23 protein-coding genes are annotated in these 25712 nt (G+C 68.8%); 4 read left to right on the forward strand and 19 right to left on the reverse strand.

Annotated elements, in window-relative coordinates:
- The first annotated feature begins 93 nt into the window (after positions 1-93).
- Positions 94-1074 (forward strand): Bug family tripartite tricarboxylate transporter substrate binding protein, encoded by a 981-nt coding sequence (locus IAG39_RS06180; protein ID WP_059377772.1) that lies wholly within the window; start codon positions 94-96, stop codon positions 1072-1074.
- Between the two features lie 13 nt (positions 1075-1087).
- Here IAG39_RS06180 and IAG39_RS06185 read toward each other — a convergent pair whose 3' ends face one another.
- The 10 genes from IAG39_RS06185 to urtA form a co-directional block, all read right to left on the reverse strand.
- Positions 1088-1693 carry a phosphatase PAP2 family protein gene (locus IAG39_RS06185; RefSeq protein WP_118934818.1) on the reverse strand — a complete coding sequence of 202 codons (606 nt, stop codon included), beginning with the start codon at positions 1691-1693 and terminating at the stop codon, positions 1088-1090.
- 91 nt (positions 1694-1784) lie between these two features.
- Complete coding sequence (gene arsC / locus IAG39_RS06190) at positions 1785-2213, reverse strand: arsenate reductase (glutaredoxin) (RefSeq protein WP_118934816.1); 429 nt, start codon at positions 2211-2213, stop codon at positions 1785-1787.
- Positions 2214-2278: 65 nt separating this feature from the next.
- A complete protein-coding gene (locus IAG39_RS06195) occupies positions 2279-3808 on the reverse strand; it encodes a PepSY-associated TM helix domain-containing protein (RefSeq protein ID WP_187774083.1) in 1530 nt (509 codons plus the stop codon).
- A 23-nt stretch (positions 3809-3831) separates the two neighbouring features.
- Complete coding sequence (locus IAG39_RS06200; RefSeq protein WP_059377781.1) at positions 3832-6033, reverse strand: TonB-dependent receptor; 2202 nt, start codon at positions 6031-6033, stop codon at positions 3832-3834.
- Positions 6034-6220: 187 nt separating this feature from the next.
- Complete coding sequence (locus IAG39_RS06205; protein ID WP_118935107.1) at positions 6221-6634, reverse strand: DUF2946 domain-containing protein; 414 nt, start codon at positions 6632-6634, stop codon at positions 6221-6223.
- A 75-nt stretch (positions 6635-6709) separates the two neighbouring features.
- Positions 6710-7408 (reverse strand): urea ABC transporter ATP-binding subunit UrtE, encoded by a 699-nt coding sequence (gene urtE, locus IAG39_RS06210; RefSeq protein WP_059377784.1) that lies wholly within the window; start codon positions 7406-7408, stop codon positions 6710-6712.
- 1 nt (position 7409) lies between these two features.
- Positions 7410-8249 carry an urea ABC transporter ATP-binding protein UrtD gene (urtD, locus tag IAG39_RS06215; protein ID WP_059377787.1) on the reverse strand — a complete coding sequence of 280 codons (840 nt, stop codon included), beginning with the start codon at positions 8247-8249 and terminating at the stop codon, positions 7410-7412.
- On the reverse strand, positions 8246-9373 hold the full coding sequence (gene urtC / locus IAG39_RS06220) for an urea ABC transporter permease subunit UrtC (protein ID WP_118935109.1): 1128 nt from the start codon (positions 9371-9373) through the stop codon (positions 8246-8248). The genes urtD and urtC overlap by 4 nt, the downstream gene beginning before the upstream one ends.
- On the reverse strand, positions 9370-11001 hold the full coding sequence (gene urtB / locus IAG39_RS06225) for an urea ABC transporter permease subunit UrtB (protein WP_118935111.1): 1632 nt from the start codon (positions 10999-11001) through the stop codon (positions 9370-9372). The genes urtC and urtB overlap by 4 nt, the downstream gene beginning before the upstream one ends.
- A 20-nt stretch (positions 11002-11021) precedes the next feature.
- Positions 11022-12275, reverse strand: coding sequence for an urea ABC transporter substrate-binding protein (gene urtA, locus IAG39_RS06230; protein WP_059377801.1), 1254 nt, complete (start codon positions 12273-12275; stop codon positions 11022-11024).
- Positions 12276-12644: 369 nt separating this feature from the next.
- On the opposite strand from urtA, the gene atzF reads away from it, so the two are divergent.
- The 3 genes from atzF to IAG39_RS06245 are packed head-to-tail and all read left to right on the forward strand — an operon-like array spanning position 12645 to position 18894.
- Positions 12645-14465, forward strand: coding sequence for an allophanate hydrolase (gene atzF, locus IAG39_RS06235; protein WP_187774084.1), 1821 nt, complete (start codon positions 12645-12647; stop codon positions 14463-14465).
- A gap of 44 nt (positions 14466-14509) precedes the next feature.
- Entirely contained in the window at positions 14510-18142 is a 3633-nt protein-coding gene (gene uca / locus IAG39_RS06240) for an urea carboxylase (RefSeq protein WP_187524052.1), read from the forward strand.
- 2 nt (positions 18143-18144) lie between these two features.
- Positions 18145-18894 carry a GntR family transcriptional regulator gene (locus IAG39_RS06245; protein WP_118933793.1) on the forward strand — a complete coding sequence of 250 codons (750 nt, stop codon included), beginning with the start codon at positions 18145-18147 and terminating at the stop codon, positions 18892-18894.
- Here the strand turns inward: IAG39_RS06245 and IAG39_RS06250 are convergent.
- From IAG39_RS06250 to IAG39_RS06290, 9 genes are all read right to left on the reverse strand, one after another.
- Complete coding sequence (locus IAG39_RS06250) at positions 18891-19706, reverse strand: anti-sigma factor family protein (protein WP_059377819.1); 816 nt, start codon at positions 19704-19706, stop codon at positions 18891-18893. The genes IAG39_RS06245 and IAG39_RS06250 overlap by 4 nt on opposite strands.
- Before the next feature lies 1 nt (position 19707).
- Positions 19708-20220, reverse strand: coding sequence for an RNA polymerase sigma factor (locus IAG39_RS06255; RefSeq protein ID WP_118933792.1), 513 nt, complete (start codon positions 20218-20220; stop codon positions 19708-19710).
- Between the two features lie 30 nt (positions 20221-20250).
- The gene (locus IAG39_RS06260; protein ID WP_059377825.1) at positions 20251-20619 is read right to left on the reverse strand and encodes a hypothetical protein; all 369 of its coding nucleotides are present in this window, start codon (positions 20617-20619) and stop codon (positions 20251-20253) included.
- Between the two features lie 100 nt (positions 20620-20719).
- Complete coding sequence (locus IAG39_RS06265) at positions 20720-21184, reverse strand: GNAT family N-acetyltransferase (RefSeq protein ID WP_054451612.1); 465 nt, start codon at positions 21182-21184, stop codon at positions 20720-20722.
- 164 nt (positions 21185-21348) lie between these two features.
- Positions 21349-22392: a phosphotransferase gene (locus tag IAG39_RS06270; protein ID WP_118933791.1), complete on the reverse strand. Its 1044-nt coding sequence runs from the start codon at positions 22390-22392 to the stop codon at positions 21349-21351.
- Entirely contained in the window at positions 22389-23612 is a 1224-nt protein-coding gene (locus tag IAG39_RS06275; RefSeq protein WP_118933790.1) for an acyl-CoA dehydrogenase family protein, read from the reverse strand. Before IAG39_RS06275 ends, IAG39_RS06270 begins: the two co-directional genes overlap by 4 nt.
- A 14-nt stretch (positions 23613-23626) precedes the next feature.
- Positions 23627-24388 carry an SDR family NAD(P)-dependent oxidoreductase gene (locus IAG39_RS06280; RefSeq protein WP_118933789.1) on the reverse strand — a complete coding sequence of 254 codons (762 nt, stop codon included), beginning with the start codon at positions 24386-24388 and terminating at the stop codon, positions 23627-23629.
- A gap of 34 nt (positions 24389-24422) precedes the next feature.
- Positions 24423-24815, reverse strand: coding sequence for a RidA family protein (locus tag IAG39_RS06285; protein WP_118933788.1), 393 nt, complete (start codon positions 24813-24815; stop codon positions 24423-24425).
- A 19-nt stretch (positions 24816-24834) separates the two neighbouring features.
- Positions 24835-25704, reverse strand: a complete 870-nt coding sequence (locus IAG39_RS06290; RefSeq protein ID WP_059377845.1) for an alpha/beta hydrolase — start codon at positions 25702-25704, stop codon at positions 24835-24837.
- Positions 25705-25712: the final 8 nt, after the last annotated feature.

Consider the following 25712-nt stretch of genomic DNA (forward strand, 5'->3'; position numbering starts at 1 on the left):
AGCAGACCTGAAGCGGGACCGGGGCGCGAGACCCCAGGCCCGCCGCGGGATCCACGACAACAAGCGAATTCCATTCGTACCGAGGAGACAAGCATGCACAAGAGAACGATACCCGCGCGCGTCCTGGCGCTGGCCTGCCTGGCGGGCCTGACCATCGCCGGCGGCGCGCAGGCGCAGGGCTATCCGGCCCGGCCGGTGAACCTGGTGGTGCCGTTTCCGGCCGGCGGCACCACCGACGTGCTGGCGCGCGCGCTGGGCCAGGAGCTCGCCAAGAGCCTGGGCCAGCCCGTGGTGGTGGAGAACAAGCCGGGCGCGGGTTCGACCCTGGGCGCGGATTACGTGGCCAAGGCTGCGCCCGACGGCTATACGCTGCTGATGGGCGCCGTGCACCACACCATCGCCACCAGCGTCTACAAGAGCCTGCATTACGACTTCCAGAAGGATTTCGCGCCGGTGACTACCGTGGCCCTGGTGCCCAACGTGCTGGTGGTCAATCCCAAGCTGCCGGCGCAGGACGTGAAGTCGCTGCTGAAACTGGCGCAAGGCCAGCCGGGCAAGCTGACCTATGGCTCGAACGGCATGGGTACGGGACAACACCTGATCGGCGCGCAGTTCGAAAAGGAAGGGCATGTGCAGTTGCTGCATGTGCCTTACAAGGGTAGCGGCCCGCTGACGACCGACCTGCTGGGCGGCCAGATCGACATGTCCTTCGACACCGTGACGCCGGTGCTGGCGCACATCCAGAGCGGCAAGCTGCGCGCGCTGGCGGTCACCACCAATCAGCGTTCGGCCGCGCTGCCCGATGTGCCGACCATGGAGGAAGCCGGCCTCAAACCCTTCAACATGGGGACCTGGTTCGGCGTGCTGGCGCCGGCGGCCACGCCGGCGGACGTGGTCGGGCGCCTGAATGCCGAGATGGTCAAGATCATCCGTTCGCCCGACTTCTCGCGGCGGATGGCGGAAATAGGCGCGGTGCCTATCGGTGATACGCCTGCCGAGATGAAGGCCCGCATCGGCACGGATACCGAGAACTACGCCAAGCTGGTCAAGGACGCCAAGGTCGCGATCAACTGAGCGCGGCGCGCCTTCAGGCGCGGATCCAGCCGCGCGCGATCGGCAGGGCCAGCGCCTTGCGGTACAGGCCCTGCGCCGCGCCTGTCAGGGGCTCGCCGCAGCGGCGCCATGCCATGGCGGTCAGCCCGGCGGCCAGCGGCGCCAGCAGGAGTCCGCCCAGGATGTCCAGCGGGAAGTGCACGCCCAGGTAGACGCGCGAGGCGCCGACCAGGACGGCCGCGGCCAGCGCCAGCCAGCCCCATCCGGCCCAGCGCCGGTCGTAGATCAGCGCGAACGCCAGCGTGGCGATGATGATGGTGTGATTGCTGGGAAACGAGGACGTCGCCTTGTGCGGGAAGAACGCATGTCCCAGGCCGAGGACGAAGGGGCGCGCGTGCGGCCACAGTGCGCCGCACAGGTAGCTTGCGAACAGCGCCAAGGCGATGCTGGCCAACGCCTTCAGCGCCACATCGCGCTGCGGCCGGCCGCCCCACAGCCACAGGGCGGCCAGTACGGCCGGGACCAGCAGGATCAGCCGGTTCGCCACCAGCATGGCGGCGTGGATCTGCCAGATCGGGGTGGCCGGGTCGGCGTTGATCGAAAGAAAAAGGGACTGGTTGAGGCTTTCAAGGGAATTCATGAATTGTCATCGCGGCGTAATGAAACGATTGCCGCGATGGTAATGATCCCAGCCGTCAGTCCGCTTACAAAAGGCCGCGGACCGCGTCCTTTTACTTCTGGATGCGTTTGCCCTGCGCGTCGATCACGGCTTCGCCGTCTTCCTTGGCGAAGGCGCCTTGCTGCGGGGCCGGCAGGATGTCCAGCACCAGTTCCGACGGGCGGCACAGGCGCGCGCCCAGCGGCGTCGTGACAAAGGGACGGTTCAGCAGGATGGGGTGCTGCTCGATCGCGTCCAGCAGCGCATCGTCCGAGAGCGACGCGTCGTCCAGGCCCAGTTCCTGATAGGGCGTGCCCTTTTCACGCAGGGCCTCGCGCACGCTGACGCCGGCCTTCTTGAACAGCGCCTTCAGGGTGGCGCGCGAGGGCGGCGTTTCCAGATACAGCACGACTTCCGGTTCGATGCCGGCGTTGCGGATCATGGCCAGGGTGTTGCGCGAGGTGCCGCACTTGGGGTTGTGATAGATGGTTACGTCGGACATGGAAGCTCCTCTTTCCGGTAGATCGTCATGCAAGGCTGTGAGCATAGTGCATCCGCGCCCGCGCTTCAGGCGCGCAGCTTCTTGCCCAGCCGCCGCCAGCCTATCACCGCGCCTGTCAGGCTGAGCGCCGCGCCGCCCAGGCTCAGGAACACCAGCAGGACGTCCCACAGCGGGCGGCGCGCCAGGAGGCCGGTCCAGTCCCAGCTATGCAGGAAGGCGAACAGCCAGCGGCTGGTGCGCGCGCCGCTGTCCTGCCGGCTCACGATCTGTCCCGTGCGCGGGTCCAGATAGACCCAGGTCGCCTGGGGATCGTCATAGGCCAGCCGCCAGACGGGAAGCGGCTTCTCGACATGGCCCAGCATCGCGTGTTCGTCGCGGGCGTAGTAATAGAAGTCGTAGGCCTGCAGCGTTTCGGCGCTGGCGAGCCGGGCGCCCGGGACCAGCCGGGCGGCGGCGGCGCGCAAGGCCGCCGGGTCGAACGCATGGGGCTGCGCGTTGCCGGCCGACAGCACCAGCGGGGCGCCAGCGGCGCTGCGCGCCAGCACTACGTCCTGGCCATCGGCGCGGGCCCAGCGCAATTCGCGCGGCGCGGCCGGCAGGGCGGCGATCAGCTGACCGGGCGCGGCCAGCGTGTCCCCCGGCGCGCCGGCATAGGCCGCCTGCGCCAAGGGCGGCGCGCCCGTGCTGAACAGCTTCCACGGATTCATGGACATCAGTCCGCTGAAGATCCAGGTGATGGTGATGACCGCGAACAGCAGGCCGCTCAAATGATGCCAGCGCATCATGTTTTCGCGGTAGGGCGAGCGGCTGCCGCTGGCATAGGGCCGCGAGAAGCGCCAGCGCAGGATGCCGACCACCGTGCCCGTCACGGCCAGCAGCACCCCGGCGACCGACAGCCACACCACGATGTCGTGCCACCAGCCGTCCAGCGCATTGCCGCGGAATGGATACAGCCAGTGGATCCAGGCGCCGGCGTAGTTCCAGATGCGCTCGGCGCGGGTGGCGTCCAGCACCACCATGCCCGTGGCGGACGAGATGTAGAGCCGCGTATGCGCGGGATCGTCCAGGTCCAACCGGTGCAGCGGCCGGTCCGGACCCAGCGCGCGCGAATGGGTGTAGGCGTCTTCGTCCACCGTGCCCAGATAGCGGGCGGCGTGCTGTCCGCCGGACCAGGCCTGCGCCGTGGCCAGCGCGGTGGCGGCGTCGGCCGGGGGCAACAGCGCGCCGCTGGCGGCGTCCACCATCCTGGGTGCGCGCCGCGCCTCGCCGGGAATCACGTAGACCGGCGCGCCGCCGCGCGCGGCAGCCAGCACCATGCCGGCGGCGTCCTTGGCGCCCGCCGCCGCCAGCGCCTGCGCGGGCGTGACGGTGATCGCCGCGGAATCCAGCGCGGGCAAGTGCGCCAGGCGTTCCTGCGGCGTGAGCTTGGGATAGCCCACGTACATCATCACCACGCCAGAGATGAACCACATGGCAAAGAACAGGCACAGCACGATGCCTGCCCAGCGATGGATCAGGTACAGCCAGCGCTTGGCGCGCGCCGACAGCGGCGGCCCGGCGCGATGGCGGGTCGAGGGGGGGAGCGTCGTGTTCATGGCGGTCTGTCCTGGCAAGCCGCTCAGAAGCGGGCCTGCAAGGTGAGCTCGAACGAGCGGGGCGCGCCCAGGTAGTACATGGTCGGCGTCGCGTTCGCGGCGTAGACCTTGTCGGTCAGGTTGCGCACGCGGGCCGTTACGCTGAGGTTGCGGTTGATGCGGTGCGACAGCGCCGCGTCGAACACGGTGTAGGACGGCGTCCAGACGCTGTTGGCGGCGTCGGCGTACATGCGGCCCACGTAGCGCGCGGCCATGCTGGCGGTCCAGTCGGGCAGGAAGGCATAGTCCAGCCAGACGTTGGCCAGGCGGCGCGGCGTATTGGTGGGCACGTTGCCGTTGCGCGAGACCGCCACGCCGCCCACGGATTGCGAGAAATCGTCGTACTTGGGATCGACGAAGGCGACGTTGCCCTGCAAGGACAGCTGGGACGTCAGCTGCAGGCCGCCGGCCAGTTCGATGCCGCGCGCCGATTGCGCGCCCACGGGCACGCTCACGCCGGGGTTGTTCGGGTCCGAGGTCGCCATGTTCTTGCGCTTGATCTCGTAGAGCGCCACCGTGGCCGAACCGCGGCCGTCCCAGAAGTTGAACTTGCCGCCGACTTCCGCCTGCCTGCCGGTGGTGAGCTTGTCATTGTTCAGCACGTCGGCGAACGAGGCGGTGGCCAGGATGCCCGAGGGGGGATCGGCCGCGGTGGCGTACTGCGCATACAGCGAGGCCTCCGGGCTCAGCTCCCAGTTCACGCCCAGCCGCCCGGTCAGCGGCGAGTAGCTGCGCTGCGCGCTGGCGGGCGAGGCCGCGGTGACGGCGCGGCGATTGGTCAGGTCCAGGTCGATGAAGTCCTTGCGCAATGCCGATACGATGGCCACGCCCGGCAGCACCGTGGTGCGGTTTTCCATGGTCAGCGCCAGCGTGCGGATGCGGTTGTCGCGGTCGGCGACGTGGCCGCGCTTCATGCCGGGGATGTCGTAGAAATCGCCGGGCGAAAAGTCGTAGGGATCGACCGCGTCGACCTGGCCGGGCAGGCTGGTGGGATAGCGCGTGATCTTGTTCTGGCTGACGTCCACGCCGAAGGACCAGTCGCTGGGCAGGCCGGCCAGGGTGGAGCGGTACAGGCCTTCCACGCGGTTGCCGATCAGGCTTTGTTCGTGGCGCTGCAACAGCGCCCCGGACCGCAGCACCAGGCTGTTGCCGGCGTTCAGCCGGTAGTTTTCCAGGTTGCGGTAATCGCGTTCGGCGCGGTAGTAGTAGAGCGTGTTCTTGAAGGTCAGATTGGAGCCGGCGCGCCATTCGGTCAGCGACCGCGCCCACAGCACCGACTGCTCGTACAGGCCGTCGTTGACGTTGTAGTTCTTGAAGCGCGTGCCATCGAGGATGCGGCCCGTGCCCTGCACCACGCCGTTGGCGTCGGTTTTCAGCGGCGTGCCCCAGTAGGGGCGGTCGACCTGTTCGCGCTGGTACTCGAAGGCGAAGGTCTGGGTCACGTCCGCGCCCAGGTCGGACAGCAGCGAGGCGGCGACCTGGCTGGCGCGGGAATGGTTGCCATCGACCCAGCCGTGGCTGGAACCGGTGTTGGCGTCGATGCGCAGATAGTGGCCGCGGCCGCCGGGTTCGCCCGCCAGTTGTTGGTTCAGCCCCACCGACAGTTGGCGGCTGTCGAACGATCCCACCCGCAGCTGGCCGTCGTAGAAGGTGTCGCGCTCGGGCAGCTTGGTGACGTAGTTGATGGCGCCGCCCACCGCGCCCGCGCCGAACAGGAAGGTAGAGGGGCCGCCGATGGCTTCGACCCGGTCGTAGATCCAGCTGTCCACCGGCCGCGCGGCGATGGAGTCGTACTGCACGGAAATGCCGTTGAACAGCTGCGAGACCTGGCCGCCAGCGAAGCCGCGGTAGCTGACCGCGCCCGCGTTGCCGGGCGGCGAGGCATTGTCCACGCCAGGGATGCCACGGGCGATCTCCTGCGTGTTCAAGGATCCGCGCGCCTCGATCTGTTCGCGCGAAATCACGGTGACGCTGGCCGGCGTTTCACGCAGGGTCAGGCCCAGGCGGCTGCCGGTGCTGTCGCGTACGTTCAGGTCGATGGGGCCGTTGGGCGCGGGCTCTTCGGCGGCGGCGCCGTGCACGGTGGTGGGCGCCAGGGTGGGCACGGCGGGTTCCGTGGTCAGGGCCTGGGCGGAGCCGCTGGCGAGCGCGCCCAGCAGCAGGGTGTAGGTCGTGGTTTTCTTCATGTCTGGAACCGGTGGTCCGGCCCGCGCGCCAGGAAGTCCCCGCCTGGAACGGACGGGACTGGCCGGAGCGCATGAGCCTGAATGGCGGCACGCGTGCGCACGCGCGGGAGACGCGGACGCAACGTGGCGATGGGGTGACGGCGTACCGGCGCGCAGCGATCGCCATCAGGCGACGGGGCGCGCAGGCTCAGACCGCTGGCGGTGCGCGCGGCTGGGCCGCGCTCCAGGCATGAAGAGGATGCGCCGCAAGGAAGAACAGCGGCGGATAGGTGATGGCGCGCCCGAGAGGAGCAGGCACGACGGGAACAGGCGTGGGCAGTATGCCCACGTCGGCATTGGGGTTGCGGCACAGCGGGCAGTGATGGCTGTCGCCGTGACTGTCCGCCTGGGTGCCGTTATCGTTGCCGCCCGGCACCTCCAGGGTCAGGGAGGCTTGCCCCGCGCCTTCGCTGGTGCAGAAGTCGACGCTGATGCGATGGGCGTTGTGGCTGGCCGGAGACAGGCTCAGCGCATTCGCCAGCGACGGCGCCAACGACGCCCACAGGATCGCGACGAGCGCGATCCACACGGCGGGGCGGGGCAGGTAGGCAGCGGAGCACATGGCGCCCGATTATATCGGAGCAGTTGGGGCCGCCGTCCAGAGCCCCTCGGTGAAAAATGCGATTTCGTATCCGTCCTAGACCGACAGATGTCGCCGCACGTCCTCGCCGTCGATGGCGGCGCGGTCTCCACGCGCCACCACGACGCCACGCGACAGCACCACGAAATGGTCCGCCAGTTCGCGCGCGAAGTCGAAGTACTGCTCGCACAGCAGGATGGCGATGTCGCCGCGCTGGCGCAGCATGTGGATGACGCGGGCGATGTCCTTGATGATGGACGGCTGTATGCCTTCGGTGGGCTCGTCCAGGATGATGAGCTTGGGCTCGGCAACCAGGGCGCGGGCGATGGCCAGCTGTTGCTGCTGTCCGCCGGACAGGTCGCCGCCGCGGCGCGACAGCATGGTCCGCAGCACCGGGAACAGTTCGTACACCTCTTCCTTGATGCGGCGGGCGCGCGCCGCCGGCTTGGTCGCCATGCCCATCAGGATGTTCTCTTCCACCGTCAGCCGGGCGAAGATGTCGCGGCCCTGCGGCACATAGGCCATGCCGCGCGCGGCGCGCTGGTGCGGCGCCAGGCGCGTGACGTCCGCGCCGTCGAAGGCAATGTTGCCGTGCGCCACCGGCAGCACGCCCATCACGCATTTGAGCAGAGTGGTCTTGCCCACGCCGTTGCGCCCCAAGAGCGCCAGGCATTCGCCCTGGCGCAAGGACAGCGAGACGCCGCGCAGCGTGTGGCTGCCGCCGTAGTATTGGTCGATCGCGTTCACGTCCAGCATCTCAGCGCCCCAGATAGACTTCGATGACACGCGGATCGGCCTGCACCTTGCTCATCGGTCCTTCGGCCAGCACCGAGCCTTCGTGCAGCACCGTGACCTTGCCGTCGCCCGCGATCTGGTTGACGAAGTCCATGTCGTGTTCCACCACCATCAGCGAATGGCGTCCGCGCAGTTCGTTGAGCAGCTCGCCGGTGCGTTCGGTCTCGGCGTCGGTCATGCCCGCCACCGGCTCGTCCAGCAGCAACAGTTGCGGCTCCTGCATCAGCAGCATGCCGATCTCCAGCCACTGTTTCTGTCCGTGTGACAGCAGCCCGGCGGGCAACGCCGCCTCGGGCCGCAGCCGGATCAGGTCCAGCGTCTCGCCGATCTTGTCGATCTGTTCGCCGCTCAACCGCGCGAACAGCGTGGGCCGCACGCGCTTGTCGGTCTTCATCGCCAGCTCCAGGTTTTCGAACACGCTGTGCTGCTCGAACACCGTGGGCCGCTGGAACTTGCGGCCGATGCCGGCATGCGCGATCTGGGCTTCGTTCAGGGTGGTGAGATCTATGCTCTGGCCGAAGTAGGCGGTTCCCGCCGTGGGCCGGGTCTTGCCGGTGATGACGTCCATCATCGTGGTCTTGCCCGCGCCATTGGGGCCGATGATGCAGCGCAGCTCGCCCACGCCTATGTCCAGCGTCAGGTCGTTCAAGGCCTTGAAGCCGTCGAAGCTGACGGTGATGCCTTCCAGGTAGAGGATGGCGCCGTGGCTGGTGTCCAGGCCCTTGGGGCTGACGCGGCCGTAGCCGGCATCGCCGCTGGGGCCGCCGTCGAGCGCGGCGGATTCGATGTGCGTGCTGCTCATTCCTTGTTCCCCTGGATGCGGGCGGAGATGCGGCGCGCCAGGCCGACGATGCCGGTGGGCAGGAACAGCGTCACCAGCACGAAGATGAGGCCCAGCGCGTACAGCCAGAATTCCGGCAGCACGCTGGTGAACCAGGTCTTCAGGCCGTTGACGGCGCCCGCGCCGATGATGGGGCCGACCAGCGTGCCGCGTCCGCCGGTGGCGACCCAGATCACCATTTCAATCGAGGTCTCGGTGGACATCTCGCTGGGGTTGATGATGCCGACCTGCGGCACGTAGAGCGCGCCGGCGATGCCGCAGAGCACCGCGGACAGGGTCCAGACGAAGAGCTTGAAGCCCAGCGGGTCGTAGCCGATGAAGCGCAGCCGGCTCTCGGCGTCGCGCACGGCGGTGAGCACGCGGCCCAGCTTGCTCTGCGTGACCGCGCGCGCCAGGACCAGCGCGCCCGCCAGCGCGGCCAGCGTGATCCAGTACAGCGCCGCGCGCGTGCCGGGCGCGGTAATGTCGAAGCCCAGGATGCGCTTGAAGTCGGTGAAGCCGTTGTTGCCGCCAAAACCGGTGTCGTTGCGGAAGAACAGCAGCATCGCGGCGAAGGTCAGCGCCTGCGTGATGATGGAAAAGTACACGCCCTTGATGCGCGAGCGGAAGGCGAAGTAGCCGAACACGAAGGCCAGCACGCCAGGCGCCAGCACGACCAGCAGCATGGCGTACCAGAAGTGCTCGGTAAAGGACCAGTACCAGGGGTAGCTCTTCCAGTCCAGGAACACCATGAAGTCGGGCAGGTCGCTCTGGTAGACGCCGTCGCGGCCGATGGCGCGCATCAGGTACATGCCGTGCGCATAGCCGCCCAGCGCGAAGAACAGGCCATGTCCCAGCGACAGGATGCCGGCATAGCCCCACACCAGGTCCAGCGCCAGCGCCGCCATGGCGTAGCACATGAACTTGCCCAGCAGCGCCACGGCATAGGCCGACACATGCAGCGCATGGCCGGGCGGGAAAGCGAGATTCAGCAAGGGCAGCAGCGCCAGCAGCGCCACGGCCGCGGCCAGGGCCGCCCAGACCCGGCCCGAGTACAGCGGGCGGCGGGTCAGCAGATTCAGGTCAGTCAGCGCGTTCTGTTTCATTCGACGCTCCGGCCGCGGGGGGCGAACAGGCCTTGCGGCCGCTTTTGGACGAACAGCACGATGAGCGCGAGGATGGTGATCTTGGCCATGACGGCTCCCGCGTAAGGCTCCAGGAATTTGTTGACGCCGCCCAGGCCCAGCGCGGCGATGACGGTGCCGGCCAACTGGCCCACGCCGCCCAGCACCACCACCATGAATGAATCGACGATGTAGCCGCGGCCCAGGTCCGGCCCCACATTGCCCAGCTGGGACAGCGCCACCCCGGCCAACCCGGCGATGCCGGAGCCCAGGCCGAAGGCCAGCATATCGACGCGGCCAGTGGGCACGCCCACGCAGTCGGCCATGCGGCGGTTCTGCGTGATGGCGCGCACGAACAGGCCCAGGCGGGTATGGTTCAGCAGCGCCCAGACCAGGAACACCACGAAGAAGGCGAAGCCGATGATGACGAGGCGGTTGTAGCTCAGCACCAGTCCGCCCAGCACCGTGACACCGCCGGACATCCAGCCGGGATTGCCCACCTCCACGTTCTGCGCGCCGAACAGCGTGCGCACGCCCTGCATCAGGATCAGGCTGATGCCCCAGGTGGCCAGCAGCGTTTCCAGCGGCCGGCCATAGAGCCAGCGTATGACGGTGCGCTCCAGCGCCATGCCGACCAGCGCAGTCACGGCAAAGGCCAGCGGCAGCGCCGCCAGCACATACCAGTCCAGCCAGCCCGGCAGCCAGGCGCGGAACGCCGTCTGCACGACGTAGGTCACGTAGGCGCCTATCATCAGCAGTTCGCCATGCGCCATGTTGATGACGCCCATCAGGCCGAAGGTGATGGCCAGGCCCAGCGCCGCCAGCAGCAGCACGCTGCCCAGGCTGATGCCGTAGAACAGATTGCCGGCCCATTCGATGGTGGCCAGGTGGCGGTCGATCTGCTTGAGCGCGCGGCCGGCAGCTTCACGCACGCCGGCATCGGGTTCGGCGTAAACGCCGTCGCGCGCCTCGGCCAGCGCGGCCAGGGTGGGACGAAACGCGGCGTTGCGGGTGGCGCCCAGCACCTCGACCGCATGGCGGCGCTTGGCGGGATCGCTGCTTTTCAACTCCAGGTTGGCCTGCGCGATCAGCAACGCGTCGCGCACGGCTTCGTTCCTTTCCGATGCCAATGCTTTTTCCAGCATGGGCAGGCGCGCCGGGTCGCCGGTCTGCTGCAGGCGGCGCGCCGCAGCCAGGCGCTCGGCGGGCTGCTCGGAATACAGGCGCGAACCCGCCAGCGCGGCCTCGATGGCGCGGCGCAGGCGGTTGTTGATGCCGATGGAGCCCGCGTCCGCGGGCAGCTCGGCGGCGGCGCCCGTCGCCGCATCGATGGCGCGCGTGCCGCCGTTGCCGATCAGCACGCGGCCGTCATTGGCGGCATACAGCCGGTCCTCGCCCAGCGCCTGCAGCACCGCTGCCGCTTCGGGTTCGGGCAACTGGCCCAGCGCGGCAATCGCCTGGAGCTTGGCGTCCGTGTCGTCGCCGGTCAGCGGCGCCAGCAGGGCTGGGTCCACGCCGCTTGCCGCCGCCGGGGCGGCCGCGAGCGGCAGGGACACCAGCCATGCCAGCAGGAAACGACGCAAGTAGAGTGCGAATGCCGCGATGCGCATGGCTGCTTGTTCCCGGTGCGTTAGAGACCTTGCTTGCCTTCGTTGCCCGGGATGTACGGGCTCCAGGGCTGGGCGCGGATCGGACCCTTGCTCTTCCACACCACGCTGAACTGGCCGTCCGCCTTGATCTCGCCGATGTAGACCGGCTTGTGCAGGTGGTGGTTGGTCTTGTCCATTTCGATGGTGTAGCCGTCGGGCGCGTTGAATTTCTGGCCGCCCATGGCTGCGATCACCTTGTCCACGTCCGTGGTCTTGGCCTGTTCCACCGCCTGCTTCCACATGTGGATGCCGATGTAGGTGGCTTCCATCGGGTCGTTGGTCACCACCGTATTCGCGTTGGGCAGGTTCTTGGCCTTGGCATAGGCCTTCCATTTCTGGATGAAGGCGTCGTTGACGGGGTTCTTGACCGACTGGAAGTAGTTCCACGCCGCCAGGTGGCCCACCAGCGGCTTGGCGTCCACGCCGCGCAGTTCCTCTTCGCCCACCGAGAATGCCACCACCGGTACGTCGGTGGCCTTCAGGCCGGCATTGCCCAGCTCCTTGTAGAAGGGCACGTTGGAGTCGCCGTTGATGGTGGAGATGACGGCGGTCTTGCCGCCGGTGGCGAACTTCTTGATGTTGGCGACGATGGTCTGGTAGTCGGAATGGCCGAAGGGCGTATAGACCTCGTCGATGTCGCTGTCCTTGACGCCCTTGGAATGCAGGAAGGCGCGCAGGATCTTGTTGGTGGTGCGCGGGTAGACATAGTCGGTGCCCAGCAGCACGAAGCGCTTGGCGCCGCCGCCGTCTTCGCTCATCAGGTATTCGACGGCGGGTATGGCCTGCTGGTTGGGCGCGGCGCCGGTATAGAACACGTTCTTCTCCAGTTCCTCGCCCTCGTATTGCACGGGGTAGAAGAGCAGGCCGTTGAGTTCCTTGAACACCGGCAGCACGGACTTGCGCGACACCGAGGTCCAGCAGCCGAAGACAACCGCCACCTTGTCCTGGGACAGCAGCTGGCGCGACTTCTCGGCAAACAGCGGCCAGTTCGACGCCGGGTCCACCACCACGGCTTCGAGCTTCTTGCCCATCACACCGCCATTGGCGTTGATTTCGTCGATGGTCATCAGGGCCACGTCCTTGAGCGACGTTTCCGAGATCGCCATCGTGCCCGACAGCGAATGCAGGATGCCGACCTTGATGGTGTCCTCGGCGGCGTATACCTGCGGCATCCATCCGGACATGGCCAACAGGCTCACGGCGGTCAGTTGCTTAAGGGCTAGTCTGCGTTTCATGGTGACTCCTGAATGGAATGGGCCGGCCGTGCCGGCGAGAACGATCTGAAAACACACGACAACGAAGACCTAAAAGCAAAAGGCATGCCAGCTGCGCGCCTACGCGCGGTTCGCTATATGAAGGGGGGGAAAACAAGACGGACGCCGGCGATAACAGCGCGGGAGCGGGCTGGGGCCGATCTGGTGCCGTATGCACAACATGGGTGCGGGCGCCGCCCGCTGGCGGTGCGCGCGTGCCGCGCCGCCGTGATGGCTTCAGGCCGCAAGCGGCGCGTTGCCGCAGGGAACAGGGGCGTGCGCGCAGCGGCGGCCAACATGGCACGCCGATTGCTTGGGAATCCGTACTTGTATACAAGAAAGGATTCCAGCATGAACGCCGTAGCAACGCACAAAGGCCCCGTCGCCTGGACGATCGCGCAGTGGCAGGCCGCCTATCGCAACGAGGGCGCCACGCCCGAGACCTTGTTGGCGGCCTGGGCCGAACGCGGCAGCCCGCCGGACACGGCCTGGATCAAGCGCGTGGACGGCGCCATGCTGGCGCGGCAGCTCGATGCCCTGCAGGGGCTGCTGGAAGCGGCCAACGGCGACCTGACGCGGCTGCCGCTGTACGGCGTGCCGTTCGCCATCAAGGACAACATCGACGCCGCCGGCTGGCCCACCACGGCGGCCTGCCCTGAGTTCGCGTATACGCCCGAGGAAGATGCGACCGTGGTCCGCCGCCTGCGCGCGGCCGGCGCCATCCTGGTGGGCAAGACCAACCTGGACCAGTTCGCCACCGGACTGGTGGGTACGCGTTCGCCGCTGGGCGCGGTGCCCAATACGTTCAATCCGGACTACGTCAGCGGCGGTTCCAGTTCGGGCTCCGCATCCGTGGTGGCGCGCGGCCTGGCCGCTTTCTCCTTGGGCACCGACACGGCGGGCTCGGGCCGCGTGCCGGCAGGCTTCAACAACATCGTCGGCCTCAAACCCACCAAGGGCAGGCTCAGCGCGGCAGGCGTGGTGCCGGCCTGCCGCACGCAGGACTGCGTGTCGGTGTTCGCGTTGACGGTGGACGACGCCGAACTGGTGGCCGACATTGCGGCAGGCTGGGATGCGCGCGATCCCTATTCGCGCGCCCAGCCTGTGGGCAGCGGGCATCCCTGGCCGGCGCAACCCAGGCTGGCGATTCCCGCGCAGCTGGAGTTCTTTGGCGATGCGCAGGCAGCGGCGGCGTTCGACCAGGCCGTGAGCGACCTCAAGGCGGGCGGCGCAACGGTCGAACCCATCGACTTCACGCCGTTCAACGAGCTGGCGGCGCTGCTGTATCAAGGGCCTTGGGTGGCCGAGCGCTTTGCCGCCGTGGAAGCGTTGTGGAAGCAGAGCCCTGACGCCATCCATCCGGTGGTGCGCGGCATCGTCGAACAGGCCGCCAACTACAGCGCGCTGGACGCGTTCAAGGCCGAGTACCGGCGCGCCGAGCTGACGCGCAGCATCCATCAGGCGCTGGCGGGCTTTGATGCGCTGGTCGTGCCGACTACGCCTTCGATCTACACCATCGCCCAGCTCGAAGCCGATCCGGTGACGCTGAATTCGCGGCTGGGGACCTACACCAACTTCACCAACCTGGCCGACCTGTCGGCGCTGGCGCTGCCTGCGGGCATGCGCGGCGACGGCCTGCCCGCAGGCATCACGCTGATCGGCATGGCCTGGCAGGACCACGCGCTGGCGCAGTTCGGACGCCAGTGGCAGGCGCGCCTGGCGCTGCCGCTGGGCGCCACCGGCGCGCCGCTGCCCGCGGCCGGGCATGCGGCCCCGCCCGCGCGCGACACGGTGCGGGTGTCGGTGGTGGGCGCGCACTTGCGCGGCATGCCGTTGAACCACCAACTGACCTCGCGCCGCGCCGTGTTCGTCGAGGCGGCGCGCACCTCGGACGACTACCGCCTGTATGCCCTGGCCAATACCACGCCGCCCAAGCCCGGCCTGGTGAAGTCCGCGAGCGGCGCGCCCATCGAGGTCGAACTCTGGGATGTGCCGCTGGCTGCCTTCGGCGCCTTCGTGGCCGAGATCCCCGCGCCGCTGGGCATCGGCACGCTGGAGCTGGCGGACGGCCGCCAGGTCAAGGGCTTCATTTGCGAGCCGCGCGGGCTGGAGGGCGCGCGCGACATCACGGAGTTTGGCGGCTGGCGCGCCTATCTGGCCAGCCTGGCTTGATCTCCGCTTTCGATAACCCCCGCAAGACACCAGGGAGTCGCACTGTGTTCGATACCGTTCTGATTGCCAACCGCGGCGAGATCGCCGTCCGCGCCATCCGCACCCTCAAGCGGCTGGGCATCCGCAGCGTGGCCGTTTACTCCGACCCGGACCGCAATGCCGCGCACGTGCGCGCGGCCGACGTGGCCGTGGCGCTGGGCGGCGAAAAGGCCGCCGACAGCTACCTGCGCATGGACCTGTTGCTGGCGGCCGCCCGCAAGCATGGCGCGCAGGCCATCTATCCCGGCTACGGCTTCCTGTCCGAAAGCGCCGAGTTCGCGCAGGCCTGCGAGGACGCCGGCATCGCGTTCGTCGGCCCCACGCCCCTGCAGATCCGCGAGTTCGGCCTGAAGCACCGTTCGCGCGAACTGGCGGCCGAGGCCGGCGTGCCGATGACGCCCGGCACCGGCCTGCTGGACAGCCTGGGCGCCGCGCTGTCGCAGGCCGAACGCATCGGCTATCCGGTAATGCTGAAGAGCACGGCGGGCGGCGGCGGCATCGGACTTTCGCGCTGCGACAACGAGGCCGAGCTGACCGCGGCCTTCGATAGCGTGCAGCGCATGGGCGAGCATTTCTTCAGCGACGGCGGCGCCTTTATCGAGCGCTACGTCGACAACGCGCGCCACGTCGAGGTGCAGATCTTCGGCGATGGCGCCGGCCGCGTGCTGGCCTTGGGCGAGCGCGATTGCTCGGTGCAGCGCCGCAACCAGAAGGTCATCGAAGAGACGCCCGCGCCGCTGCTGCCCGCCGCCACGCGCCAGGCGCTGCACGCCGCCGCCGTGCGGCTGGGCGAGTCGGTCAACTACCGTTCGGCTGGCACGGTGGAATTCATCTACGACCCGGCGCGCGACAGCTTTTATTTCCTGGAGGTCAATACCCGCCTGCAGGTCGAGCACCCCGTGACGGAAGCCGTCACCGGCCTGGATCTGGTGGAGTGCATGCTGCGCGTGGCCGCGGGCGCACCGCTGGACTACGCCGCGATGTCGCGCGCGCCGCAAGGCGCTTCGATCGAGGTGCGCCTGTATGCCGAGGATCCGTTGCGCCAGTTCCAACCTTCGCCGGGCGTGCTGACCGAGGTGTTCTTTCCGGAAGGGGTGAGGGTGGACGGCTGGGTTGCGACCGGCACCGAGGTGCCGGCGTTCTACGACCCCATGCTGGCCAAGCTGATCGTGCATGCGGATACGCGCGAGGCCGCGCTGGACAAGCTGGCGCACGCGTTGGCCCGCACACGCCTGCACGGCATTGCCACCAACCTGGACTATCTGCGGCAGATCGTGGATGACGCGCGTTTTCGCGCAGGCGACCTGTCTACGCGCTTCCTGGAGAGTTTCGCCTACCGGCCCGCGGCGATCGAGGTGCTGGCCGCCGGCACCTACACCAGCGTGCAGGACTATCCGGGGCGGGTGGGCTACTGGGACATCGGCGTGCCGCCCTCGGGGCCGATGGACGACTATGCCTTCCGCATGGCCAACCGCATCGTCGGCAACGCGTCCGACGCCGCGGGCATCGAGGCCACGCTGGTCGGCCCGACCTTGCGCTTTCATGGCGATGCCGTCGTGGCGCTGACGGGCGCGACCTGCGCCGCCACGCTGGACGGAGAACCCGTGCCCATGTGGACGCCGGTGGCGGTGCGTTCGGGCCAGGTGCTGGCCACCGGTCGCGCGCTGTCGGGCTGCCGCAGCTACCTGGCGGTGCGCCACGGCCTGGACGTGCCGGTCTACCTGGGCAGCCGTTCCACCTTCGCGCTGGGCCAGTTCGGCGGCCATGCGGGCCGCACGCTGCGCGTGGGCGACATGCTGCCGTTGATCCGGCCCGAGCTTGCCGATGACGCCGCCGCGCCCGTGTCCGAGCCGCAGGCGGCGCCCGCCGCGCTGATTCCAGCCTACGGCAACACCTGGGAAATCGGCGTGCTCTACGGCCCGCATGGCGCGCCGGACTTCTTCCGGCCCGAAGCCATCGAAGCCTTCTTCGCCGCGGACTGGGAAGTGCACTACAACTCCAACCGGCTGGGCGTGCGCCTGATCGGCCCCAAGCCCACCTGGGCGCGCGAGGACGGCGGCGAGGCCGGCCTGCATCCGTCCAACATCCACGATTGCGAATACGCCATCGGCAGCATCAACTTCACCGGCGACAGCCCCGTCATCCTGACGCGCGACGGTCCCAGCCTGGGTGGCTTCGTCTGCCCCGTCACCATCGCCCGCGCGGAACTGTGGAAGGTCGGGCAGGTCAAGCCGGGCGACCGGATCCGCTTCGTGCGCATCGATTATCAGCAGGCGGTGGCGCTGGAGGCGGCGCAGGACCGTTGCGTGGCCGAACTGGCGGCGCCCGCGCAGCCCGCGCAAGCCGCGGCGCCAGCCGCCGTGGCGGAACCCATCGTGGCGGCGCTGCCGGCGCAGGGCGCGCGGCCCGCGGTCTCGTACCGCCAGGCGGGCGACGGCTACCTGCTGTTGGAATACGGCGACAACGTGCTGGACCTGGCGCTGCGCATGCGCATCCATCTGCTGATGGGTGCGCTCGACGCCGATCCCATCGCCGGCGTGCTGGAGCTGTCCCCCGGCGTGCGCTCGCTGCAGATCCGCTACGACAGCCGCGTCATCCTGCAGGGCGCGCTGATAGAACGGCTGTTGCGGATCGAGGCGGGCCTGGCCGACGTGGCCACGCTCAAGGTGCCTACGCGCGTGGTCCATCTGCCCATGGCATTCGAGGACTCGGCCACGCTGGGCGCGGTGCAGCGCTACCAGGAAACCGTGCGCGCCAGCGCGCCGTGGCTGCCGAACAATGTGGACTTCATCCAGCGCATCAACGGCCTGGCCAGCCGCAAGCAGGTCCGCGACATCGTGTTCGACGCCAGCTATCTGATCATGGGGCTGGGCGACGTGTATCTGGGCGCGCCCTGCGCGGTGCCGATAGATCCGCGCCACCGCCTGCTGACCTCCAAGTACAACCCGGCGCGCACCTACACGGCGGAAGGCACGGTAGGCATAGGCGGGGTCTACATGTGCATCTACGGCATGGATTCGCCCGGCGGCTATCAGCTGGTCGGACGCACCTTGCCCATCTGGAACAAGTTCCTGAAGAATCCGGTGTTCCAGGACGGCAAGCCCTGGCTGCTGCGCTTTTTCGATCAGGTGCGCTTCTATCCGGTGACGGAAGCCGAACTCGATGTGCTGCGCGAGGACTTCCGCGAAGGCCGGGCCACGGTCCGCATCGAGGAAGAGGTGTTCGATTTCGCCGCGCACCAGCGTTTCCTGGATGAAGAGGCCGACAGCATTGCCGCGTTCCAGACGCGCCAGAAGAGCGCCTTCGACGCCGAGGTGGCCTTGTGGAAAAGCGAGGACGCGGCGGTGGAGCAAGCGGCCGCTGCGCCCGAACCCGAAGCCGAGGCGGCGTTGCGCGAAGGTGAAAGCCTGGTCAGCGCCGACATGTGCGGCAACATCTGGAAGATCCCGGTGCAGGTGGGCCAGAGCGTATCGGCCGGGGACACGCTGGTGGTGGTCGAGGCCATGAAGATGGAGCTGTCCGTCATCGCGCCGGCCTCGGGGACGGTGGTTGCGATCCGCTGCATGCCCGGCAAACCGGTGAACGCGGGCGATCCGCTCATCGTGCTGGCCGAAGACGCGACCTGCCCCGTGGCCTGAGCATGCGCCTGGAATCCGCACAGGCCGCTCCGGCCATCCGCCAGGCGCCGGCCCTGGCCGGCTCGCTGGCCGATCAGGTTTATCAGCGCCTGAAAGACGACTTGTTCGACTTCCGCCTGCTGCCGGGCGAGCGCTTCACCGAGGCCGAGGTGGCGGCGCGGCTGGGCGTCAGCCGCACGCCGGTGCGGTTGGGGCTGGCGCGGCTGGAGCGCGAAGGTTACGTGCTGCCGCGTCCGCGCAGCGGCTGGCAGGCGCGGCCCTTCGACTTCGAACGCTTCGAGGCGCTGTACGACGTGCGCGTGGTGCTGGAACAGGCTGCCGTGGAACGGCTGTGCGCGCGCGAGCACATGGACCAGGCCGGCATCCTGGGCGCGCTGAAAGACGTGTGGCTGACGCCGCCGCGGCAGCGGATCCTGGACGGCCGGCTGGTGGCGCAGCTGGACGAGGCCTTTCATTGTTCGCTGGTGGCGGCGGCCGGGAACCCGGAGCTGGCGCAGATCCATCGCGACGTGACCGAGAAGATACGCATCGTGCGGCGGCTGGACTTCACCAAGGATTTCCGCGTGGACGCCACCTACGACGAACACGCGGCCATCCTGCGGGCCGTGCTGGCCCGCCGCGCCGACGAGGCGGCGCGCATGCTGCGTTCGCACATCGGCATGAGCCGCGCCGAGGTCCGCAAGATCACGCTGCACATGCTGCACCAGGCGCGCGAGCACGCTGGCGGGCAAGGCGTGGCGTCGCCGGACTAGCCCTGCAACTGCTGGTAGACCTCCTGCGACACGCGCAGCAGCTCGTCGCGGCTGACCGCGCCGGACAGCGCGTAGCCGAACTGTCCTTCGACCCAGTAGAACACCCGCACCGGGCCTTCCTGGGTGAACTGGAACGCGGTCTGCCCGCCCGCGGCTTCGCGGGTGACGTACAGCGTCAGGCGCTGGCCGTCGGCCGCGCCGTACATGAAGAGCGCGACAGGTCCCGCGCCGCCGGGCAGCAGGCGGCCGCCCACCAGCTCATAGCCGGCCTGCGACAGCGACGGCGGGCGCATGGTCGCGCCCATGCGCTTGGTCAGCCAGGTGACCAGGCCTTTTTCGTTGTCGGCGCCGACTTCCACGGGCCGGCCCATGTCGGGCGCGTAGACCGCGTGGGCGATGGCGGCGCGCTGGGCATAGCCGCCCGCGATGCGTTCGGGCGCGGCAGTCGCAAGCGTCGCCTGCAGTTGGCGGGCGTCCATGGCGCCGCGGGTGATCCAGGCGGCGCTGGCGCTGACGGCGGCGATGGCCACGCCGGCGGCCAGGGCGCGCCAGGGCCAGGGGTTCGCGGGCCGCGCCAGGGGCAGGCGCAGCGGCAGAGGTTCGTCCAGCACCGGGTCCAGCATGGCGTGCAGCAGGCGCCGTTGCTCGCGCCATTCGTCGACGCGGGCCTGGTCCTGCGGATGCGCGGCCAGGAAGGCCTCGACCTCGGCATGGCGCGTGGGCGGCAACTGGCCGTCCGCATAGGCATGCAGGTCGGCTTCGGTAATCGGGGTGCCCGCGCCGGGCACCGCATGGAGGCGTTTCTCGTTCATGTCATTTCACGCGATGGAGCCTGCTGACGGTGTCGCGCGCCTGCATCTGCGCGCCCAGCTTCTCGCGCGCGCGCGACAGGCGCGACATGACCGTGCCCATCGGCACGTCCAGTATCCGGGCGGTTTCCTGATAGGACAGGTCTTCCACGCATATCAGCAACAGCACTTCCCGCTGTTCGGCGGGCAGGGCTTGCAGGCAGCGGTCCAGGTCGCGCACCTCCAGGTGGTCGGTCTGCGTGGCGCGCACCGGGGCGTCGGGCAGTTCGCCCGGGGCGGTCTGTTCGGGCCGCCGGCTGCTGGCGCGCACGCCGTCGATGAAATGGTTATGCATGATGCCGAACATCCAGGCGCGCAGCTCGCCGCGCCGCTGCCATCGCGAATAGCGGCTCCATGCGCGCTCCAGCGTGTCCTGGACCAGGTCGTCGGCCCGATGGGGGTCGCCCGTCAGCCCGCGGGCGTAACGCCGCAGGCTGGGGATGCAGGCCAGGATCAGGGCTTCGTCTTCGGCGCGCATGGATTGCTGCGTTGGATGGCGGACACCGGATCAGGGCTTGGCGGCGTGCCAGATTTCCTTGAAGTTGTCGCCCGTCTTGTCGCCCGCCTTGGCGTCCTTGGAGAACGTGTACAGCGGCTTGCCCTTGCTGGCCCACTGCTTGGTGCCGTCGTCGCGGGTGATGATGGTCAGGTCGCCCATGGGCTTGGCGTCGGCGCTGGCCATGACGGGCGGCCAGATCTTGGCGCACTGGTCATTGCAGGCGCTCTTGCCGCCGGCATCCTTGTCGAAGGTGTAAAGCGTCATGCCGGCGCTGTTGACCAGCACGCCGTCCTGGGTCTTGACGGCCTGGGCCTGGGCGCCGGCCGAAAACAGGGCGGCGGCGGAGATGGCCAGGGCTGCGGCGATGTGTTTGCGCATGGTGTGCCTCGTACGTAGATAGGGAAATTGGGAGACTGCCCCCTACAGACGCTGCCGGTCCCGGCTTTATTCCAGCCGGGCTGAAAGAAGTTGCAAAGGGTCAGCCGGCCGGCCGGACCGCGCCGGGCTCGTGACGCATTTCATATTCCAGGTCGGTCTCCTCCACGGGGATGAAGCCCAGCGCTTCGTAGAGACGCCGGGCAGGGTTGCCCTTGAGCACGCTCAGGGTGACGGGGACGCCTTCGGCGTCGGCTTCGTCCAGCACGCCTTCCAGCAGGCGGCGGCCCAGCCCGCGGCCCTGGAAGGCGGGGTCGATCTGGATCTGCACGATGCGCCAGCCGGCCGGGTCGCGGCCGTGCTTGAACAGACCGGCGGGCCGGCCGTCCAGCCAGACGATGCGGGCGTCCTCGAAGCGGTAACGGATGCGGGCCAGGTGGTGGTCGTCATCCAGCGGCGCGCCCGCGCGTTGCAGGTGTTCCTGCATGGTGGTCTTGCGCAGGGTAAGCAGGAAGGGCAGGTCGTCTTCGGTGGCGGGTTGCAACGCCAGGGAGCAGGTCTGGGTCATGGAAGCGGAGGAGGTAGGGCGTCCGGCTGCCGCGCCGACGCGATTATCAGGTTATAGAGCGGTTGCGCGGCGGACGCCAGTCCGCTGGCGCCCGCCGCGTTGACCAGGCCCCTCGACCCGGTCCTTCAAGCTGGTCCTTCAAGCCAGCCCTTTGAACCGGCCCTTCAGGCCGCGCCGCCGTTGCGCGCGCACTCCCACCCCAGCTCGGCCAGCGGTTCCACCTTGGCGCCCATGCTCTGGGCGTCGTCGGCCGCGGCGTTGCCGCCCGAGGCGCGCGCGGCAACGCCCTGCAGGATGGCGGCCATGCGGAAGAAACTGTAGCCCAGGTAGAAGCCCCAGTCGGACACGCCGGCCAGCCCGCGCGCCTGGCAATACGCGGCCACGGCCTCGCTTTCGGTGGGGATGCCCAGCGCGCCGAGATCGGATCCGGCCACGCCGCGCCATAGCTGCGGCGATACGCGCCAGCACATGCAGTAATAGGCCAGGTCCGCCAGCGGGTGTCCCAGGGTGGAAAGCTCCCAGTCCAGCAGGGCCAGCGCGCGGGGCTCGGTGGGATGGAAGATCAGGTTGTCCAGCCGGAAATCGCCATGCACCAGGCGGGTCTCGTCGCTGGCGGGAATGTTGCGGGGCAACCAGTCGATCAGCGATTCCATGGCGGGCAGGTCGGCCGCCGGCCGGCTTTCGCGGTATTGCCGCGTCCAGCGCGAGATCTGGCGGGCGTAATAGTTGCCGGGACGGCCATAGTTTTCGAGGCCCAGCGCCGCGTAGTCCAGCTCGTGCAGGGCGGCGAGCACGCGGCTGGTTTCCGCGTAGATGGCGCCCCGTTCGGCCCGGTCCAGCCCCGGCAGGCTCGGGTCGACGAAGCTGCGGCCCTGCACGTAGTCCATCAGGTAAAACGGCGTGCCGAGCAGGCTGCCGTCGGCGCAATAGTCCAGCATGCGCGGCACGGGCACCTCGCTGCGCGCCAGCGCCCGCATGACCTGGAACTCGCGGTCGATGGCGTGCGCCGAGGGCAGCAGCTTGCCCGCGGGCTGCTTGCGCAGCACGTACTGGCCGCCGCCTGTGGTTACGACGTAGGTCGGATTCGACTGGCCGCCGGCCAGGCGGCGCAACGCCACTTCCTCCGCCCGCCCCGCATACCCCGCACGCACCAGATAGGCGGCCAGCGCGTCCTGGCCGTCGAGGACGTCCGCTGCCGCGTCCGTCACGATTGCGCCCCGGCCGGGTCCTGCGCCTGCCAATGCCAGAAGTCGTCGCCTTCGTCCATCAGGAACCGCGCCAGCACCATCTTGTGCACTTCCGAGGCGCCGTCGACCAGCCGTGCCTGGCGCGCGTAGCGGTAGATCCAGGCCAGCGCCGTATCGCGCGAATAGCCGCGCGCGCCGGTCAGCTGGATGGCGGTGTCGACCGCCTTGTGCAGCGTTTCGGAGACGACGATCTTCGCCATCGAGACCTCCTTGCGCGCGTAGCTGCCCTGGTCCAAGGCGACCGCGGCGCGCATCGTCAGCAGGCGGCCGATCTCGATCGCCATGGCGCATTCGCCCAGCATCCATTGCACGCCTTCGCGTTCGGCCAGCGCGGTGCCGAAGCTCTGGCGGGTTGCGACGTAGTCGCGCGCGATCGCCAGGGAGCGGCGGGCCAGCCCCAGCCAGCGCATGCAATGCGTCAGCCGCGCGGGCCCCAGCCGGATCTGCGTGACCTTCAGGCCGTCGCCCACGCCGAGCAGGCGGTTCTCGTCGGGGATCTCCAGCCCGTCGAACACCAGTTCGCAATGGCCGCCGTGTTCCTCCGGACCCATGATGGGGATGCGCCGTTCGATGCGCCAGCCGGGCTGGTCCGCGTCGAAGAGAAAGGCCGTCAGGCCCTTGCGCGGATCGTCCGAGGTCTTGGCCATCAGGATGAAGTGTTGCGCCACGCCCGCGCCGGTGATGAACCACTTCTTGCCATGCACCCGCCACTTGCCGTCCTGCAGGGTGGCGGTGGTGCGCATCATGGACGGGTCGGAGCCGCTGCCCGGATGCGGTTCGGTCATGGCGAACGAGGAGCGCACCTTGCCGTCCACGATGGGCTGCAGCCAGCGCGCCTTCTGCGCCTCGGTGGCGACTTTTTCCAGCACCATCATGTTGCCGTCGTCGGGCGCCGCGCTGTTGAACACCACCGGCCCGAAGATCGACACGTTCATCTCTTCGTAGCAGGCCGCCATGCCGACGCGCGACAGGCCCTGGCCGCCGCGTTCGCGCGGCATCTGCAGGGCCCACAGCCCGGCTTCGCGCGCGCGGCGGCGCAGCGGCTGCAAGACTTCCTCGCGGATGTTCTCGTGTTCGTCGTAGGAGGACGGGTCCGCCTCCACCGGCAGGATATGCGTCTCGACAAAGTCCTTGATGCGCCGGCGATAGCTTTCGATTTCTGGCGTGAGGCTGAAGTCCATGTTGCGTCCCGGAGTCAAAGCGTGGAAATGAGATGTCCGCCGTCCGCCACCAGGACCGACCCGGTCATGAAGGAAGAGGCGTCGGAAGCCAGCAGCAGCAGGGGAGCCGACAGCTCCCGCGCCTGCCCGAGCCGGCGCTGCGGCACGCGCCGGATCAGCGCCTGCCCCGCGTCGCTGGCGAAGAATTCGCGGTTCAGGTCGGTTTCGATGTAGCCCGGCGCCAGCGCATTGACGCGGATGCCGTGGCGCGCCCATTCCAGCGCCAGGGCCTGCGTCAGCTGGATCAGGGCGGCCTTGGAGGCTGCGTAGGCGGGCACCTGCTGGGCCACCCGCAGCCCGAGGATGGAGGCGATGTTGATGATGCTGCCGCCGCCGTGCGCCTGCATGTGGCGCCCGGCTGCCTGCGCCACGCGCCAGGTGCCGTTGAGATTGACGTCGATCACGTCCATCCAATCGGCTTCGGTGTGTTCCAGCGCCGGCCGTGTGGCCGTGACGCCGGCGTTGTTGACCAGGATGTCGATGGTGCCGCCCAGGCGCTCGGATGCGGCATCGAACAGGCTGGCGACGCTGTCGGGCTGGGTCACGTCCAACGCGATGGCGCATGCCCGCCGGTCGGGGGCGGCCAGCTCCGCGGCCAGTTGCTCGCCGGCCTGCAGCCTGCGTCCGGCCAGGGCCACGTGCGCGCCCGCCGCGGACAGGGTGCGCGCGAACTCCGCGCCCAGGCCGCCGAAGGCGCCGGTCACCAGGGCCCGCTTGTTGCGTAGGTCCTCGAACATGCTTGTTCTCCTTCGGGCGATGCCGCCGCGCGGGTCAGGCAGGCTTGTACGCCGACGCTTCCACTTCGATCAGCCACTCGGGCCGGGCCAGGGCGCGCACCACGACCAGCGTCGCGGCGGGGCGGGCCTCGCCCAGATAGGCCAGCCTGACGGGGCCGAGCAGCGGCAGCTGGCTCTCGTCCGTGATGTAGGTCACGACCTTGACCAGATCGCCCGCATGCATTCCCGCGGCCTCCAGCATGGCCTGGATGTTGCGCCAGGCGGCATGGGCCTGGGCTTCGAAGCCCAGGGCGAGCGCGCCTTGGGACGATACTCCCACCTGGCCGGCAATGTGCAGCCAGCGTCCGGCGCCTTCGGTCAGCACGCCCTGGCTGTAGGGGCCCAGCGGGGCGCAGACGCCCGCGGGATTGAGTGGTTGGCCTGCCATAAGGACTCCTCGTGAAAGATCAGGCCCGGCCCGCGCCGGGCAGCAGCAGATCGAGCGTCTTGTTGAACAGCGGATAGCTTCCGCCCGCGAAATCGGTCAGCAGATCGAAATGGTTGCGCTGCGGCACCACCAGGTTTTCGACCGCGTAGCCATGGCTGGCGCAATGCTGCGAGAAGTCCCGGCTTTGCCCGCGAAAGCCCTCGGTTTCCAGGGCGCCAGCCGCGAACACCATGGGCACTTCGTACAGCGCGGCGCGCTGGTACAGCCCAAGGCTGCGGGCTTCGGCCGCGCTCATGTGGAGATCGCGGTTGATGGAAGTGCGCAGCAGCGGCTCAAGATCGAACAGGCCGCTCAGGCCCACATAGCCGCGTATCCTGCCCGCCAGGGCGGGAACCAGGTCGCGGCACAGCGCGCGGGCGGCCATGTGTCCGCCCGCGGAGTGGCCGGACAGCACGATGCGGCTGGCGTCGTAGCCGTGGCGTTCGCCCTGCGCGGTCAGCCAGGAGACGGCGGTACAGGCTTCGTCGACGATCGCGGAGACGCTTGCGTGCGGCGCCAGCGTGTAGTTGGGCAGCGCCACCGCGACGCCGCGCGCCAGGTACTCGTCGGCGATGAATGAAAAGCCGTGCTTGTCCAGCGCGCGCCAATAGCCTCCGTGGATGAAGACCAGCAGCGGCGGCGCCGGCACGTCGGGAACGAACAGGTCCAGCACGCTCGAGGGCCGTTCGCCGAAGCGCAGGTCCAGGCGCGCCTCGCGCCGGCGGCGCGTGTCCGCGCTGCGGCGCGCATAGGTAAAGTAGATCTCCTCGCGTTCGGGATGCCGGGCGCGCAGGTTGTACTGCGCTTCCTGCTCCGGATCGATCGCCTGCTCCTGGGAAGAACATGTCATCGCTTCAC

This window comes from Achromobacter xylosoxidans (genome assembly GCF_014490035.1).
Taxonomy (GTDB): domain Bacteria; phylum Pseudomonadota; class Gammaproteobacteria; order Burkholderiales; family Burkholderiaceae_B; genus Achromobacter; species Achromobacter bronchisepticus_A.